Raw genomic sequence first — 15,892 nt, 5'->3', positions numbered from 1 at the left:
TTGAAGTCATAAGTTGGTTTTAATGTGAACCGTGACTTCTTCTCGGTCATGATATAAATGTTTTGCTTGCCACTCATAGCTAACACCATGTTTTGCCATTATCTCATGTACCAGTAGCTTTGCCTGTATAACTGATTCGTACCTTTGTTTCATGGGTAGCTTTAGATTAAAAATAGCTTCCTTACACCACTCTTTCACTAACCAATTGGCCATTAATTTTGCAACACGTTGGGGCTGCTCAATCATATCGCACACTAACCATTGGACATTTTTTTTTCTTGGCTCAAATTTAAAACCATCTTCAGGGAAGTAGCTAACTTGCCCTGTTTCCATTAAGTTTTCGTCCATTGCGCCATTATCAACTGCTTGCACGAAGAGGCCTCGTTGCACTAATTGATAAGTCCAGCCACCAGGACAAGCACCTAAATCAACCGCATGCATACCCGGCTCAAATCGCTGCGCCATTTCAGCTTTAGAAATGAACGACTGAATTGCTTCATCCAATTTGAGGGTTGAGCGACTTGGTGCTGATGATGGAAAGCGTAAACGTAAAATACCCAAGGGATAAGCACTGTGCTTTTTAGGGTTCGAGTAACCAAGAATCACGTCAGTACCAGTAACAAAAAACACGAACAAACAAGGTTTGTTACTCTGTTCTTTTGCCGTCAACAAATTATTTTTACGCAGCTGTTGTCGTAAAGGCACTGATAGTTTTCGACATAACTTAGAAAGTTCTCGGCCATCGGTTGTATCAGCATGTTCAACCCGCAATTCACCAAAGATGCTTTGTTCCTGCAATTGTTCAAGTATCGGTGATATGCGATCAGAGGTATCCGTTAATTCTAGAGGCTCTGAACCGGCAAACATTTGTCGAGCAAACACAAGCTCCTTCACCGCTAGTTGCTGAATTACCTTGTCAGCATCGCCATCTTGATGGCAAATAAATTGAACGAAACCAGATTTTTTTGTAAACCTTGGATAACCGTAAACACCCAATTGACTCAATTTTTCTTGCAGCTCAGAACATAAATCAGCTTCAAAGCCTGCACGACAATAAAACAGTAGAGAATTAATTCTCATATTCGTAAGCTGCCACTAATAAACACACCCAACCAGCCACAAAACACAACCCACCTAAAGGGGTGATGGGACCGACCCACTTTAAATTAGTGGTTGCCAAAATATATAAGCTACCGCTGAAAAATAATATCCCGAAAGCAAAGGATCGCGCCCCCCAGATTAACCATTCATTTTTCCAATAAGCGTAAAAAACTAAAAACGTTATCATGGCTAGACTGTGGATCATTTGATATTGCACCGCAGTTTGGAAGTAACCTAACGAACTTTCAGTCAACATATCTTTTAAAGCATGTGCACCAAAAGCACCTAACAATACCGATAGTGCTGCGCTACAAGCAGCAAACATTAATAAAAACTTCATATTTGTTCCTTCATAAATTTTATCATTCGATGAACAGCCGAGCGAATATGCTCATCTGGCCCAACTCCACTAGATTTAAGCGGTACAAAACTATGATCTGCTGCCGCTAAAAATTGAATATCTATATTGTTAGGAAGTTGGTAAGACTCCACCTGACTACGATTACCAAATGTATCCCGCTCTCCCTGAATTATCAGTATAGGTAACCTTGCATCATATAAATGCGCAGTCCGCAGTTTTTCCGGTTTACCCGGCGGATGAAAAGGATAACCTAAACAGATGACACCTTTTATTGCCTCAACGCCTTTGCCTTCGCTGTCGGATTCAAGCATTGATGCCATTCTTCCACCCATGGATTTACCACCAACAAACAATGGTAGCTTTGTATCGGCACCATCTACCATCTCTGTAAAATCTTGCAATAATATATTAGCTCTGTCTGGTGGTTGCCGTTTATTTTTTTCAGCTGCTCGCAGCATATATGGAAAATCAAAGCGCACAACTTCAACCCCGCCCTGACACAGTAAAACAGCAATTTGCTGCATAAAATCACTGTGTTTATTTGCACCAGCGCCATGGGCAAAAATGAAACGTGCGAATGGCTTTTCGGGGCTATCAATTAAGTGCTTCATCTTGATCCTCTTTAACCTGCTCCAACAGCCAATGCCTAAAGGTTGCAATTTTTCCTAACTCAGCTTGGGATTCGTGACAAACCAGATAGTAACTGCTCTTACTCACTAAACGTTCCTCGAATGGACAAATTAGACGACCAGAGGCTAATTCCGGACTGGCTAACACGCTATTGGCAAGAGCAATCCCTTGGCCAAGAGCCGCAGCTTGAAGCACCATCATGGTATGACTGAAGATGGGACCTTGTTCTACTTTCACGCCGTTGACATGAAATTGTCTTATAAACGTCTTCCAGCTTTCGCGGGTACTGTCGTGCAATAAACGATGGTGTTTAAGGTCTTTCAAACTTTCTAACGGCTTAGTCCCGTTAAACAACATTGGGGAACAAACCGGTGTCAAATATTCAGTATGTAATTTGTCTACTTTTAATCCAGACCATTTACCGCGACCATAATAAATGGCCACATCAACGTCGTCCTCCAAGAAACCATCATCAGAATCTATTGCTTTGATTCTAACGTCTATATCGGGATACTGCTGACTAAACTGATTAACTCTTGGCACCAACCATTGAATCGCGAAGCTTGGAGGCATAGCCACAGTTAGAGCACCTTTAGCCCCTGCAGCTAATAGTCTTTCCGTGGCTAAATATAAAGATTCAAACAGCTCTTTTAATTCAAGATAGTAACCTTGCCCTTGTTCAGTGAGCAGCAAGGAACGATTCTTTCTCAAGAATAATTTGATCGAGAGAAACTCTTCTAGACTTTTAATTTGATGACTAACTGCTGCTTGTGTAACAAAGAGCTCATCTGCCGCTTTAGTAAAGCTCAAATGTCTTGCAGCGGCTTCAAATGCTCTCAAGGCATTCAACGGGGGCAATCTGCGATTCATGACAAATCTTATTTTTGGTGGATTACCCTAAGGATAAACCAGAAACGCCTTATATTCATTAGTTTTTCTAATGCTTATCCATACTAAATGTCATTTTTAAGCTTCTAATTAATTGTATAAAATAGCTCCAAGTTAAAATTTTATATAAATAAAACATTAACTTAATCGAGTGTTTTTGTTAAATAAATATGACAAAAATGATAATTTTAAATGAAAATAATTTAGAGAAAAAATGAAAAACTTAAAATATATTACCGTCGCAATCGCATTAACCGCTAGTGTCTGTGGTTTTGCCAATGCAAATGATACCGCTGATATGGGCATGTCATTAGCCACTACCATTGATGCTTTACTTAAACAAAACTTAGATGATCTTCAACCATTGAATGCAATTGAAGCTTCTCAACTTTCAGTAGTATCTATAGCTGCAAAGAAAGAGCTACAACAATTTGTAGTTGAAATTGAAGAAACATCAAGTGCAATCAACAACACGGCGAAACTAACTGAATAAGTTCGCCGTTAGGCTATTAGTTAGCGCTAGTGTCTAAAGGTGCAAAGCTTTTGACCAATTCGTCTAACTGTTTCATTTGTAGCAAATAAGGTTCTAATTTATCTAGCTTTAACGCACAAGGCCCATCACATTTCGCTTGATTTGGTTCAGGGTGAGCTTCAATAAACAATCCCGCAAGACCCAATGACATACCACTGCGAGCTAATTGAGCCGCTTGAGCTCTACGACCATCAGCAGAATCAGAACGCCCTCCTGGCTTTTGTAAAGCATGTGTAGCATCAAATATTACTGGAGCATAATCTTTCATTTCATCCATGCCAAGCATGTCAACAACTAGATTGTTATAGCCGTAACAAGAACCTCGCTCACACAAAATAACTTTGTCGTTACCCGCTTCCAAAAATTTATTAATAATGTGACGCATTTCATGGGCAGCTAAAAATTGGGGTTTTTTAACGTTAATGACAGCGTTGGTTTGTGCCATTGCCACTACCAGATCTGTTTGGCGGGCTAAAAACGCAGGTAACTGAATAACATCAACAATTTCAGCCACTGGTTGTGCTTGATGCGGCTCATGTACATCTGTAATAAGTGGTACATCAAAGGTGTTTTTAATTTCTTCAAAAATTTTTAAACCTTCTTCCATTCCAGGGCCACGATAAGAATGAACCGATGAACGATTAGCTTTATCAAAAGAAGCTTTAAATACATATGGGATATTTAGTCGCGTAGTAACCTCTTTGTAATGTTCAGCAATGCGCATTGCCAAATCACGGGACTCAAGTACATTCATACCACCAAACAAAACAAAAGGTTTGTCATTAGCAACATCTACATTGCCGACGGAAATAGTGTGTTGATTATTCACTGAAATTAATTCTCTTGGTTAAAGTCATCATAATAATGACAGGCATAGTAGGAATATTACAGCAGGGAGTAAAGTAAATTTGTTACTTCAACGTATCAGTTGTTTATGATTTATCACCGGACGGAGGTTTTGAGTTGAACAAACTTGCTTAACCCAAGACAAGTTAAGCAAACTATCACCTAGCTATTATTCTTACGCGGCGTTGTTACTAATGTAAAACGATATTACCTACACTATCCCAATTGTGCATTTGCAGCTTTAATATTTGCGCAGAAGGATCTTGAGGACAATGTTCTATGAAAAATTGATAATCCGCTTTAGCCACCTGAGGACATTCTAATTGATAAAGTAAAAAACCTCGGTCACGGCGCTCGTAAGGATCAGCAGGACAAAACTCAATCAATAACTCCACAGCTATAAGGGCCATTTGATAGTTTTCTTCTCGAATATAGGAGGCCTTCAAGTTATGTAGTAGCCTCACTAAAATTTCTTCGGTAGAGGCAATGTTAAGGGCATCGGAAGGCATTTCTTCATCTTCTGTTTCCCCAACAATACTGAAATATAAGGCCTCTAACTCTTGCCATTTTATTGTATTGCCATTAAGTGGGTCGATAAAACGCAATCGTTTTTCCCGAGTTTGTAGACGAATCAAAAAGTGACCAGGAAAATTAACCCCTGCTACGTTAAAATCTAATTGATTAGCAATGGCAGAAAAAACAATGGATATTGTGACAGGAATCCCAGTGTGATAGTCGATTACTTTATCAATTAAACTATATCTAGAATTAAAGAAATCGTTTTCATCTCCGCTAAACGCCAACTCAGTGTAAAAGCCATCAATTAGCTGCTGAAACCTTACCAACTCAGATGCGTTAACGTCTATCTGCTTTGCGACTTTTTTAGCGAGAATATCAATTTGATCAATATATTTTAAAATATCAATATCATTTTCAAATTGCTGAGTTAACAATAAACTCGCTAATAAAGAATTATTTTCGTTGATAGCATGATTAAGCGCTTTCACATTACCCTCAGACAACTTTGCATTATGTATAGTTATCGGGCTGAAAAAATTAAACTTAACCGCAATCGTTCTCTATTTTTTAGAGCCCAATAAGTGCTTGTTTAGTAACCGCTAAATTAGCTGCCAGTGCTAGACAGGCGATAGCAAGAGAAAAGCCTCCCCATTGTTTTAAGGTCGAATTAGCAGACTTCAGGACGTAAAATCCTAAACCAATATAGGCAATAACTAAGATTATTTTTTGCCACAACCAAGGGTGTTGCATAGGATTAAAAGGTACTATAAAACATAGTGTTATGGCAGAAAGCAGTAAAATAGTATCAACGATGTGCGGGACTATTTTCACCCATTTTTTATGTAACAAAGTGGAATTACGTTGTAACCATACAAAACGTAAGATAAACAAAATTATGCTAAGTGCCACAGCTGTGAGATGAAGATGTTTGGCCATCATGTACATAAAACGCCCTTTTTTAATTTTTATATTTCAATTGGTAAAATTTGAGCCTCAATATAAAGGAAGATAGATAAAGCGACCAGTATTTTATAGTAAGTATCTGACCAAACAGAAGGGCTAGTGGAAGGTGTTAGTTAGACTAAGGTACTTGCCGTTTGCTTCGCCTAGCTTTGTTAATATTGGGTTCTATTGAACAGGTTCAGGATATTGTCGCTGGATAGTTTCGAATTTTTCGATATTAGCAAATAACATATCAACCAGTTTAGGTTCAAATTGTTTACCACGCGCTTGTGCGAAAGTGTCGAGAACTTTATCCAATGACCAAGCTTCTTTGTAGTTTAATGTACTGCGCAGAGCATCGTAAACATCGGCAACAGCGGTAATTCGACTATAAAGATGTATTTCTTCGCCTTTTAAACCTCTAGGGTAACCATTACCATCCCAGTGTTCATGGTGGTCACGAGCAATTTCCGCAGCTGATTGAATAATTTGACGACGAGAACCTTTTAACAAATCATAACCAATTTGTGCGTGCTCCTTGGCACTAGCTTTTTCTTGCTCATTAAGAGGGCCTGACTTACTTAATATATGTTTGGGAACACTTAACTTTCCGACATCATAAAGCGGTAATGCCAAACTAAAAGTTTCAATTTGAGTTTCACTAAGACCGTACTCGACTGACAAGACTTTACACATCTCTACAATTCGCTGAATGCGCTTTCCAACGCAAAAATCTTTGTTAATAACCGTACCTAAGCGCTCAATTATTTCACGTTGTGAATCTTCAATATCTTTTGTAAGCAGCACATTATCAAAGGCAATTTGCACATTCTCGCTGAATATACTAAGAAGATTTTTGTCATAGAGATTCATTTTTCTGGGGATCCCTGATAGATATAATAACGCCCCGTTAGTATGTTTACCCTGACAGTATGCCGCGACATATTCTTCGCCATAAACAAGCGACTTTTCTTCTAAAGCTTTTTTACACGCTATGAGCCCCTCTCCGGAGACGACCTCCTCTAACAGTGCACCTTCTTGGCCTTGATATTCACCTTTCCCAGTAAATAGATAAAAATTTTCAGGCTCTAAAATATCAATTGGATTAGGCGCAGCAACGGCAGAGGTAATATAGGCCGCATCTTTAGTTCCGCCAAGTAACGAAGATAGTTGCTGAATAATTCCTTCGATAAAATTTTCTAAAGAACGGATAGTAAACAAATTTGCAGAGGCAGAGATGATTTTCTCTAAACCTTTTCGATTTTCTTCGATTACCATTATATCTCGATAAGAACGAAGAGAAGCGATAACGACGGTAAATAACTTTTGAGCAGTTAATTCAGTTTTCGATTTATAGTCATTAATATCATAGTTTAAGATAACATCACGCTCAGGCGCTTGGCCAGGTTGACCGGTTCTTAAAATAATACGCGTAAAGTTGTTGTGAAGCTCATTGCGAATATATTGTGCTACGTCTAATCCGGCCTCATCTGTCTCCATAACAACATCCAACAAAACAACTGCGATGTCATTGTGCTTTTGGAATAGTTCTTTAGCTTCAGCACCGCTATGAGCACTAATAAAACTCAGTCCTTTTTCCTGAAAAATAAAATCATTCAACGCAAGCCTAGTAACCGCATGAACTTCAGGTTCATCATCAACTATGAGGACTTTCCATACACCTTTCTGAACTTCAATTTCTTCATCTGTATCTTCAGCAAACAGAAACATATCAGACATAGTAAAACCCCATAGAAAATTATCCGAGATAATCTAACACTTAGAATCTTCCTGAGCCATAGAAATTTGAAATCCAATCAAGTAACTCAATACCCTAAGCATTTTACTTACCTCCAAAAGAAATACAGAACTTCTTATCCAATATTAATCACCGCTTTAACATGCGCTTTAATCTGGACACCCACCAGCTTTAACGTGGACACCCATCGTAATAAAGCTTTAACGTGGACACCCACCGATTAACCAAACAGGATTGAGCTGATTGAATGATGGGTGTCTATGTTATTACGATGGGTGTCCATGTTATTAACTTACCCGATTACGGTGGGTGTCCAGGTTATTGCGAAGGCTGCATTGGTTATTGCTTGACTAAACAAAACGTTGATTAGGAAAGTAGGCGAAAGGGTTGATAATTGCTGATTGGATTACGGCTTTTGAGCTGCACTAATACGTGGTTGATCGTTCAAGTCTTTTTTGTGAAAAATATGGGTATATTGATATTGCATGAATAACTTAGCAAGATCTTCTGATTGATTGTATCCATGTTCAATCATCAACCATCCTCCGCTTTCTAAATGCTTCAGCGATTGCTCAATGATAATCTTAATATCATCTAAACCATCCTTGCCGGAAGTTAACGCAGATGCAGGTTCAAATCGCACATCCCCTTCCAAAAGGTAATGACTGTCACTTTCCACATAAGGCGGGTTGCTTACTATTAAATCAAAGGTTCTAGCATTCAAGTTGTCAAACCAACTACTTTGCAGAAATTCAACATCTGGTAGCAGATTGGCAATCCCATTACGTTTTGCCAGTGCCACCGCACTTTCAATAACATCTACTCCTGTTACTTGCCAATCAGGCTTTTCTTGAGCTAATGACAATGCTATTGCGCCTGTTCCGGTGCCTAAATCCAGTACTTTTGCTGTTTGATCTATAGGTAAATGCAAGGCTTGTTCAACCAGTAATTCGGTTTCAGGTCGTGGGATAAGGGTATCTGGGGATACCTCAAGACTTAGTGTCCAGAAATCCCGTGTACCTATTAAATGGGCCACAGGGTGTCCGATTTTGCGTTTTGTTACCAATTTTTGAAAATGAGATTGGATATCCTCATCAACAATTTTGTCTGGCCAAGTCATCAGGTAAGTAGTTGACTGGCCCATGCAATGTGCAAGTATAAATCTAGCGTCTGTTTTTGGGCTCTCGCCTGCCGATAACTGCTGATAAGCCCAATTCAATAGCTCTGAAATGCTCGAACCAGCGGTCAAACTTAAATTAGCTCCCATCAGACAAGGAAGCTAGCAGATCAGCTTGGTGTTCTTGCCTAATAGGTTCTAGCAACGCATTTACATCCCCAGCAATGACATCATCTAATTTATATAAGGTTAAATTGATTCGATGATCCGTTACCCGTCCTTGTGGGAAGTTATAGGTACGTATGCGTTCTGAGCGATCTCCGCTTCCAACCAAGTTTCGGCGTGTGGAAGCCTCTTCAGCTGCACGTTTATCTTCTTCAATTTGAGTCAATCTAGATTGCAATACCGACATAGCTTTAGCACGGTTTTTATGCTGTGAACGTTCATCCTGACATTCCACTACAACGCCTGTGGGAATGTGAGTTAAACGAATAGCAGAGTCGGTTTTGTTGACGTGCTGTCCACCAGCCCCAGATGCTCTAAAGGTATCCACTCTTAAATCAGCTGGGTTGATTTCGATGGCTTCTGATTCTGGGATTTCAGGTAACACAGCTACGGTACAAGCAGAGGTGTGAATTCGGCCCTGAGACTCAGTTTCAGGCACCCGCTGTACGCGGTGTCCACCTGACTCAAATTTCATAATGCCGTAAACACCGTCGCCAATAATATTTGCCACCACTTCTTTATAACCACCGTGCTCGCCTTCGTTGGCATTGATAAGCTCCAAACGCCAACCTTGTGTCTCAGCGTAACGGCTATACATTCTGAATAAATCACCCGCAAAAATTGCGGCTTCATCACCACCGGCTCCGGCTCTAATTTCTAAGAAACAGTTGCTATCGTCGTTGGGATCTCGTGGCAACAGCAATATCTGTAATTCATTTTCTAAGCTTTCAATTTTCGACTTGGCTTCTTTAAGCTCTTCTTGCGCCATCTCACGCATTTCTGCGTCATCTTCTTGCATCATTTCTTGCGCAGATTCTATGTCTTCCTGCGCTTGCTGATACTGTTTAAAGGCTTTCACCACACCTTCTAATTGGGAATATTCTTTTGACAATGCACGGAACTTGTCTTGATCCGCAATAATTTCAGCGTTACTTAATAACGCCTGAACTTCTTCGAATCGTTCGATAAGAGTTTCTAATTTACTGACTACTGAATCTTTCATGGTTTTCCTGTTTATTCTTTTTCGACATCCAGACCCAATGTTTGCCGAAGCAATGACAATGTGTTTTGGTCTTGTTCTGATGCAGCGCGGCTCAGCGCTTTAGTTGGCGCATGAAGTAACGCATTGGTCAGCTTATTTGATAATTCTATCACGACTTCTTGCGGATCTTTGCCTTCGGCTAACTGGCCTAAAGCACGCTGTTGTAATTTAACTTTAACGTCATTATTTTGCTGCCGAAATAGCTTTAAAGAATCAATCGACTGTAACGAGTTTTGCCAATTACTAAATACTTGTGCTTGTTCTCGGATAATCAACTCAGCTTCATCTGCCGCTTGCTGACGACTAGCTAAATTCTGCTCGACAATATGTTGTAAATCATCGACTGAATATAAATATGCATCATCCAGATCTGCCACTTCCGTCTCGATATCTCTTGGTACTGCAAGATCTACGAAAAAGATAGGTTTATGTTTACGATCCTTTAATGCACTTTCCACCATCCCTTTACCAATGATGGGTAAGGTACTGGCAGTGGAGCTGATCACAATATCGGCTTCATGTAATACTTTAGGTATTTGCGCTAGAGTAATAACATTGGCGTTGATTTGTTCTGCTAAATCTTTACCGCGACTTAAAGTACGGTTGGCAACCGTTATCGTATTTACACCACTATTCGTTAGATGCTTAGCAACTAACTCAATGGTTTCACCCGCGCCAATTAACAAAACTTTAGTTTTCGATAAAGATGAAAATATCTGTTTAGACAATTGTACAGCGGCAAAGGCAACCGAGACAGCATTTGCACCAATATCTGTTTCGGTTCGCACTTTTTTCGCCACTGAAAATGTATGTTGAAATAATTTTTCAAATTGGCTATTTACTGCCCCATAATTCTTGGCATTAATATAGGCTTGTTTGACTTGGCCTAATATTTGTGGTTCTCCCAATACTAAAGAATCTAAACCACTGGCGACGCGCATTACGTGGCGAATTGCCTCATCTTCTTCTAGCATGTAACTGTGACAAATCAATTCATTGGTATCTAAATTATGAAATGTGGCGAGCCACTGGACTAATTTATCAGCTAAAGAATGCTTAGTTGACACATAAATTTCAGTACGATTGCAGGTAGACAGAATAACCGACTCATCAGCTCCTAATTGCTCTCTCAAAGATGCAAGCGCTTCCACCATGGACTCCACGGGAAAGGCTACTTTCTCCCGTAAAACAACGGGGGCAGTTTTGTGATTAATTCCTACAGCAATCAGTGTCATTGAGAAATGCGAGTCAACCATGCAACATTATTGGGAGCGGCATTGTACGCAAAAGCCAAAACTATTGAAAGTAGTGGAGCTTCTGTGTTCCCATATATACTAATATTTCAACTCAATTTTAGCTGTTTTTTTATCTTAAGCTTTGATAAACGAATAAAATATCAACTAAATTTCAACTTGGCATTTTGCATGAAACCGATTTTTGTCATATCAGCCTGCTTACTCTTACTGATTTTATCCGGTTGCGTCACATCAACTAAAATTAATCAAAGTATCGACAGCAAACGCCATCAACAGCAACTTTCAGATTTAACCCACTGGAAAATCAAAGGCCGTTTAGCGTTTAAAAGTGAAGAAGAAAAAGTCAGTGCCTATATGAATTGGCAACAGCATGAAAATCAATTTGATTTACAATTAAATACGTTTATTGGTACCAATATTTTAAAAATGCACAGCGATGATAATTTTGCAAAGTTAGAAGTTGACGATAAAACCTTCACCGATTCTGATCCCAACAGTTTAATTTTAAAGGTGACGGGTTGGAATATTCCGGTGGAAAAACTCGGGCTTTGGGTAAAAGGACAGCATACCGCCAAGGATAATGTTATTTACGACGAATATGGTTTAGTAAGTCAGTTAGAAGCTAAGTGCAAAAAGTGTGTACCTTGGACATTAACCTATTCAAATTACAAAAAAGTCGAACAGTTGTGGTTACCCCACGCTTTACAACTAACGAACACCCAAAACATCGCAAACCAAATTAAAATTAAAATATCTTCTTGGCAGAAATTGTAATGACACAAAGCGAAAAACCTAAGCAATGGTGGCCCAGCCCTGCAAAATTGAACCTTTTTTTACATATCACCGGACAAAACGAAAAGGGTTATCATTTATTACAAAGCCTATTTCAATTGGTGGATATTGGTGACCAACTCGCATTCGAGACCACTGATGACGGCATTATTTCCTTAAAGACGCCATTAGATGGTGTCGCCGAGCAGGATAATTTAATTTACAAAGCCGCTGAAAAATTGCAGCAACACTCCAGCAGCCCGTTGGGATGTAATATTTGGTTGGATAAAAGGCTACCTATGGGTGGCGGCATTGGAGGCGGCTCTTCTAATGCTGCAACCACCTTAGTGGCGCTTAATGCTCTATGGAATACACAATTATCGTTATCTGAATTGGCGGAGATTGGCTTGACCCTAGGTGCCGATGTACCCATTTTTATCCATGGCAAAACCGCCTTTGCAGAAGGTGTGGGTGAAAAAATCACACCAACAGAGCTACCCTCACCTTTTTATTTGATTGTTTTTCCCAATTGTCATGTTTCCACCGCAGAAATATTTGCCGCGGATGATTTAATCCGAAATTCAGCTAAAATACAGTGGCAGGACTACGAATTTACAAAAACTCGCAATGATTGCCAAAAATTAGTCTGTGATCGCTATCCTAAAGTTGCAAATTTATTACGTCAGTTGTTAGAATACGCGCCGTCGAGAATGACGGGAACAGGAGCATGCTTATTTTCTGTTTTTGACACTTTCGAACAAGCTGAGCAGGTTAAACGTATCTTGCCTGAAGATTGTCAGGCGTTTGTCGCAAAAGGTATTAATACATCACCCTTACATGAGTATTTAGCTAAAATGCAATTAACCTCGGCTTAACTGCTGACAAACGCAATCTAGACTAAGCTCGCGGCAAGCCTGAAACGCGATGAATCAATGTAATCATTGGTTACCCTTAACACTTTCGCACTGAGGAAATTTCTTGTGCCGGACATGAAGCTTTTCGCTGGTAATGCAGTACCAGAACTCGCCCAAAAAGTAGCAGATAGACTTTATACTAAACTTGGCCACGCTAGTGTGGGCCGCTTCAGTGATGGTGAAATTAGCGTCGAAATACATGAAAATGTACGTGGTTCTGACGTTTTTATCATTCAATCTACCTGTGCCCCTACCAATGATAACTTAATGGAATTGATCGTAATGATCGATGCACTTCGTCGCGCATCTGCGGGTCGTATCACTGCTGTAATTCCTTATTTTGGTTATGCTCGTCAAGATCGACGAGTTCGCTCAGCACGTGTTCCTATTACCGCTAAGGTTGTTGCTGATTTCTTATCGAATGTAGGCGTTGACCGGGTTTTGACCATCGACTTGCACGCAGAACAAATTCAAGGTTTCTTCGATGTGCCGGTAGACAACGCATTTGGTACGCCAATACTATTAGACGATATGCGCCAACGTGATTTTCATAATCCAGTGGTTGTGTCTCCAGATATCGGTGGCGTAGTGCGAGCCAGAGCCATGGCAAAACTCTTGAATGACACCGATTTAGCAATTATCGATAAACGTCGTCCTAAAGCTAATGTGGCGCAAGTGATGCACATTATTGGTGACGTAAATGATCGTGATTGCATCATTGTTGATGACATGATTGACACCGGTGGTACTTTAGGTAAGGCTGCTGAGGCGTTAAAAGCGCACGGTGCTCGAAATGTTTACGCCTATGCGACTCATGCTATTTTCTCTGGAAATGCAGTAGAAAATATTCAAAATTCAGTGATTGATGAAATTATCATCACTGATAGTATTCCTCTTGCAGATGACATCAAAGCATTAAGCCGAGTAAAACAACTAACCTTGTCTAACATGCTAGCTGAAGCGATTCGTCGTGTAAGTAATGAAGAATCAATTTCTGCGATGTTTGAGTATTAAGCCTTAAACACGTCAGTAAAATTGTAAGAAAGCCGTTTGATTTAATAATCCAACGGCTTTTTTTGTGCACTTTTATAAAATGTAATTGTCAAACTATCGTGTTATACATATTTGTATATTGTTCAAAATAATATTGATGGGATAAAAATGAATAGGTTACTTTGTCTATTTTCCATAGTCTTTTTTGCGGGCTGTTCTGGCAATGACACTACCGATGCCAACTCCCCTGCAGAACTCGAAGTTCAATCCAATATAGAATTGAAAAAAGCCAACACCAGCAAAACGTCACAAGAGGAACCAGAAATGCTTACCATTACCGGCACTATTGTATACAAAGGCATGGAAGGTGGTTTTTTTGGTTTAGACGCAAATGATGGTAAAAAGTACATGCCCAGAGGTATGAACAAAGAAATGCTGAAAAATGGCATGATAGTGCAAGTAAAAGGTTACATATTAACTGACGTATTAACCTTTCAGCAGTATGGTCAAGTTCTAAAAGTGGTAGAAGCCACGGAGATAGGTCGCAGTGAAATGGGTCAAGAAGACTTTAAATAAGTTTAGTGTACGCCAAAAACAAATGAGCCCGAAACAAGTCGAGCTCCTGGGTAACCTTAATCAACAGTAAAGGTAGATTAGTTTAAGTTGGCCTCCACCGGTTGGCCGTCTGATTTATACACCACCCCGCCTTTCATCACAAAATCCACTCGTTGTAATAAGTTGATGTAGCGCAAAACATCACCATGAACAGCAATAATATCCGCCGCTTTGCCTGCCGAAACAGTTCCGGTTTTATCATGGACACCCATCATAACAGCCGGCCAATAAGTTGCCGCTCGAATAGTATCCATTGCACTTATATTCATTTCATCTACCCATACGGCCATTTCATTCCAAGTACTTTGACAATGAAATTTAGCCGGAATGCCACTATCAGTTCCAACCAGAAATACCACGCCGGCGTCTTTTAATTGACCTATTTTGCGTTTCAATGTGGGCTTACGCAGCGGAGTAAGCTGCATGTAGTCCAGTTGACCAACATTTTCTAACGAGCCTTTAATATCAGCAATAGTGTCTGCTTTTAATCCACGTTTCCAACATTGACTGTCCAATTTTTCAGGATTGGCAACGGTGGTAGGATAGTTCCATAAACCTTCAACGGTGGGTGTCCAAAATAAAGGACCGCCTGCGACACGGCCAGTAGCAGTACGCTCCTTTAGCATTGTTATTATATCTTCTGGGTATTCTGGTGAAGTGGTTAGTCCCGTATGTTCAAAGTTATCAACACCAATTTCAAGGCCTCGTCTAATTTCATTGGGCCGGTGCGAATGGGCAACAACTTTTAAACCTCTTTTATGGGCCTGATCGACGATTGCTTGAGCTTCTTCTAAAGCCATTTTATCTTGATCAATTAATTTAATAATATCCATGCCCGCATCAGCCAATTTATCAACTTTGCGTTTTGCATCTCGCACCCCGTCGATTCCCCAGCGAAAGCGCTCTGTTCCTGGATAGGCTTGGTGTTGTAGAAAAGGCCCAGACACATATAAGTTAGGTCCTGGTATAGAGCTATCTTCAATGCGTTTTTTAACACTAATGGTATCTTCTAGAGGGGCGCCTAAATCTCTAGCGCTGGTGATCCCTGCCAGTAATAGTTGAACTGCACTTGCTGGCATAATTTCATCTGATAAACGATTGATATAAGCTTTATCCCAATGCACATAATCCGAATGTCCATTGAGCATCAAATGGGCATGGTTCTCCCATAGGCCAGGCAACACATCCATCCCTTCTGTAGAAACGATTTTATACCCCTTAGGAACCGGCAAGGTATCTACTGTGCCAACGTCCTGAATAATGCCATCTTTAACTAGGATGACACTATTAGCGATGGGCTGGTGTCCAAACCCATCAATTAAGCGGCCACCTACTAAAGCTGTTTGTTCAGCCAAAACCTTAAAATTCGCAAAACATACAC

At 40.0% G+C, this 15,892-nt stretch carries 17 protein-coding genes; 5 read left to right on the top strand and 12 right to left on the bottom strand.

The annotated features are described in order from the left end of the window. Positions 1–6: 6 nt before the first annotated feature. The 4 genes from rlmM to AB6T38_RS01835 are packed head-to-tail and all read right to left on the bottom strand — an operon-like array spanning position 7 to position 2,962. Positions 7–1,074 carry a 23S rRNA (cytidine(2498)-2'-O)-methyltransferase RlmM gene (gene rlmM / locus AB6T38_RS01850; protein WP_372546036.1) on the bottom strand — a complete coding sequence of 356 codons (1,068 nt, stop codon included), beginning with the start codon at positions 1,072–1,074 and terminating at the stop codon, positions 7–9. Continuing rightward, on the bottom strand, positions 1,070–1,441 hold the full coding sequence (locus tag AB6T38_RS01845; RefSeq protein WP_348492676.1) for a DUF423 domain-containing protein: 372 nt from the start codon (positions 1,439–1,441) through the stop codon (positions 1,070–1,072). Before AB6T38_RS01845 ends, rlmM begins: the two co-directional genes overlap by 5 nt. Beyond that, positions 1,438–2,073, bottom strand: coding sequence for an alpha/beta family hydrolase (locus AB6T38_RS01840; protein WP_372545601.1), 636 nt, complete (start codon positions 2,071–2,073; stop codon positions 1,438–1,440). The genes AB6T38_RS01845 and AB6T38_RS01840 overlap by 4 nt, the downstream gene beginning before the upstream one ends. Then, entirely contained in the window at positions 2,057–2,962 is a 906-nt protein-coding gene (locus AB6T38_RS01835) for a transcriptional regulator GcvA (protein ID WP_372545599.1), read from the bottom strand. Before AB6T38_RS01835 ends, AB6T38_RS01840 begins: the two co-directional genes overlap by 17 nt. A gap of 232 nt (positions 2,963–3,194) precedes the next feature. Between AB6T38_RS01835 and AB6T38_RS01830 the strand changes: the two genes are divergently transcribed. Then, positions 3,195–3,473 (top strand): hypothetical protein, encoded by a 279-nt coding sequence (locus AB6T38_RS01830; RefSeq protein ID WP_372545598.1) that lies wholly within the window; start codon positions 3,195–3,197, stop codon positions 3,471–3,473. A 16-nt stretch (positions 3,474–3,489) separates the two neighbouring features. Here AB6T38_RS01830 and kdsA read toward each other — a convergent pair whose 3' ends face one another. The 7 genes from kdsA to hemA form a co-directional block, all read right to left on the bottom strand. Beyond that, positions 3,490–4,341: a 3-deoxy-8-phosphooctulonate synthase gene (kdsA, locus tag AB6T38_RS01825; RefSeq protein ID WP_372545597.1), complete on the bottom strand. Its 852-nt coding sequence runs from the start codon at positions 4,339–4,341 to the stop codon at positions 3,490–3,492. Positions 4,342–4,549: 208 nt separating this feature from the next. Next, a complete protein-coding gene (locus AB6T38_RS01820) occupies positions 4,550–5,365 on the bottom strand; it encodes a SirB1 family protein (RefSeq protein ID WP_372545595.1) in 816 nt (271 codons plus the stop codon). 79 nt (positions 5,366–5,444) lie between these two features. Continuing rightward, complete coding sequence (locus AB6T38_RS01815) at positions 5,445–5,822, bottom strand: SirB2 family protein (RefSeq protein WP_372545594.1); 378 nt, start codon at positions 5,820–5,822, stop codon at positions 5,445–5,447. Positions 5,823–6,005: 183 nt separating this feature from the next. Continuing rightward, positions 6,006–7,559, bottom strand: a complete 1,554-nt coding sequence (locus AB6T38_RS01810) for a DUF3369 domain-containing protein (RefSeq protein ID WP_372545593.1) — start codon at positions 7,557–7,559, stop codon at positions 6,006–6,008. A gap of 425 nt (positions 7,560–7,984) precedes the next feature. Further along, positions 7,985–8,827: a peptide chain release factor N(5)-glutamine methyltransferase gene (prmC, locus tag AB6T38_RS01805; RefSeq protein WP_372545592.1), complete on the bottom strand. Its 843-nt coding sequence runs from the start codon at positions 8,825–8,827 to the stop codon at positions 7,985–7,987. 7 nt (positions 8,828–8,834) lie between these two features. Further along, a complete protein-coding gene (gene prfA / locus AB6T38_RS01800; protein ID WP_372545590.1) occupies positions 8,835–9,923 on the bottom strand; it encodes a peptide chain release factor 1 in 1,089 nt (362 codons plus the stop codon). An 11-nt stretch (positions 9,924–9,934) separates the two neighbouring features. Further along, positions 9,935–11,197, bottom strand: coding sequence for a glutamyl-tRNA reductase (gene hemA / locus AB6T38_RS01795; RefSeq protein ID WP_372545589.1), 1,263 nt, complete (start codon positions 11,195–11,197; stop codon positions 9,935–9,937). A gap of 189 nt (positions 11,198–11,386) precedes the next feature. On the opposite strand from hemA, the gene lolB reads away from it, so the two are divergent. The 4 genes from lolB to AB6T38_RS01775 all read left to right on the top strand — a co-directional run bounded on the left by lolB (position 11,387) and on the right by AB6T38_RS01775 (position 14,472). Beyond that, complete coding sequence (gene lolB, locus AB6T38_RS01790; RefSeq protein WP_372545587.1) at positions 11,387–11,992, top strand: lipoprotein insertase outer membrane protein LolB; 606 nt, start codon at positions 11,387–11,389, stop codon at positions 11,990–11,992. Beyond that, complete coding sequence (gene ispE / locus AB6T38_RS01785; protein ID WP_372545586.1) at positions 11,992–12,864, top strand: 4-(cytidine 5'-diphospho)-2-C-methyl-D-erythritol kinase; 873 nt, start codon at positions 11,992–11,994, stop codon at positions 12,862–12,864. The genes lolB and ispE overlap by 1 nt, the downstream gene beginning before the upstream one ends. Positions 12,865–12,969: 105 nt before the next feature. Then, complete coding sequence (locus tag AB6T38_RS01780; protein ID WP_303477011.1) at positions 12,970–13,917, top strand: ribose-phosphate pyrophosphokinase; 948 nt, start codon at positions 12,970–12,972, stop codon at positions 13,915–13,917. 147 nt (positions 13,918–14,064) lie between these two features. Next, a complete protein-coding gene (locus tag AB6T38_RS01775) occupies positions 14,065–14,472 on the top strand; it encodes a hypothetical protein (RefSeq protein WP_372545584.1) in 408 nt (135 codons plus the stop codon). Between the two features lie 77 nt (positions 14,473–14,549). Here AB6T38_RS01775 and AB6T38_RS01770 read toward each other — a convergent pair whose 3' ends face one another. Then, positions 14,550–15,866 (bottom strand): amidohydrolase family protein, encoded by a 1,317-nt coding sequence (locus AB6T38_RS01770; RefSeq protein WP_372545583.1) that lies wholly within the window; start codon positions 15,864–15,866, stop codon positions 14,550–14,552. Positions 15,867–15,892 lie beyond the last annotated feature (26 nt).

This window comes from Aliiglaciecola sp. SL4 (assembly GCF_041538045.1).
Classification (GTDB): domain Bacteria; phylum Pseudomonadota; class Gammaproteobacteria; order Enterobacterales; family Alteromonadaceae; genus Aliiglaciecola.
Note: the sequence above shows the minus strand (reverse complement) of the source record. Positions and strands in the feature narration are given on the sequence as shown.

Excerpts from the sequence above, each read along its gene's own strand:
- AB6T38_RS01830 (WP_372545598.1), top strand. The coding sequence starts at position 3,195 with ATGAAAAACTTAAAATATATTACCGTCGCAATCGCATTAACCGCTAGT.
- lolB (WP_372545587.1), top strand. The coding sequence starts at position 11,387 with ATGAAACCGATTTTTGTCATATCAGCCTGCTTACTCTTACTGATTTTA.
- AB6T38_RS01775 (WP_372545584.1), top strand. The coding sequence starts at position 14,065 with ATGAATAGGTTACTTTGTCTATTTTCCATAGTCTTTTTTGCGGGCTGT.
- AB6T38_RS01815 (WP_372545594.1), bottom strand. The coding sequence starts at position 5,822 with ATGTACATGATGGCCAAACATCTTCATCTCACAGCTGTGGCACTTAGC.
- AB6T38_RS01840 (WP_372545601.1), bottom strand. The coding sequence starts at position 2,073 with ATGAAGCACTTAATTGATAGCCCCGAAAAGCCATTCGCACGTTTCATT.
- AB6T38_RS01835 (WP_372545599.1), bottom strand. The coding sequence starts at position 2,962 with ATGAATCGCAGATTGCCCCCGTTGAATGCCTTGAGAGCATTTGAAGCC.
- prfA (WP_372545590.1), bottom strand. The coding sequence starts at position 9,923 with ATGAAAGATTCAGTAGTCAGTAAATTAGAAACTCTTATCGAACGATTC.
- AB6T38_RS01810 (WP_372545593.1), bottom strand. The coding sequence starts at position 7,559 with ATGTCTGATATGTTTCTGTTTGCTGAAGATACAGATGAAGAAATTGAA.
- ispE (WP_372545586.1), top strand. The coding sequence starts at position 11,992 with ATGACACAAAGCGAAAAACCTAAGCAATGGTGGCCCAGCCCTGCAAAA.
- AB6T38_RS01845 (WP_348492676.1), bottom strand. The coding sequence starts at position 1,441 with ATGAAGTTTTTATTAATGTTTGCTGCTTGTAGCGCAGCACTATCGGTA.
- hemA (WP_372545589.1), bottom strand. The coding sequence starts at position 11,197 with ATGACACTGATTGCTGTAGGAATTAATCACAAAACTGCCCCCGTTGTT.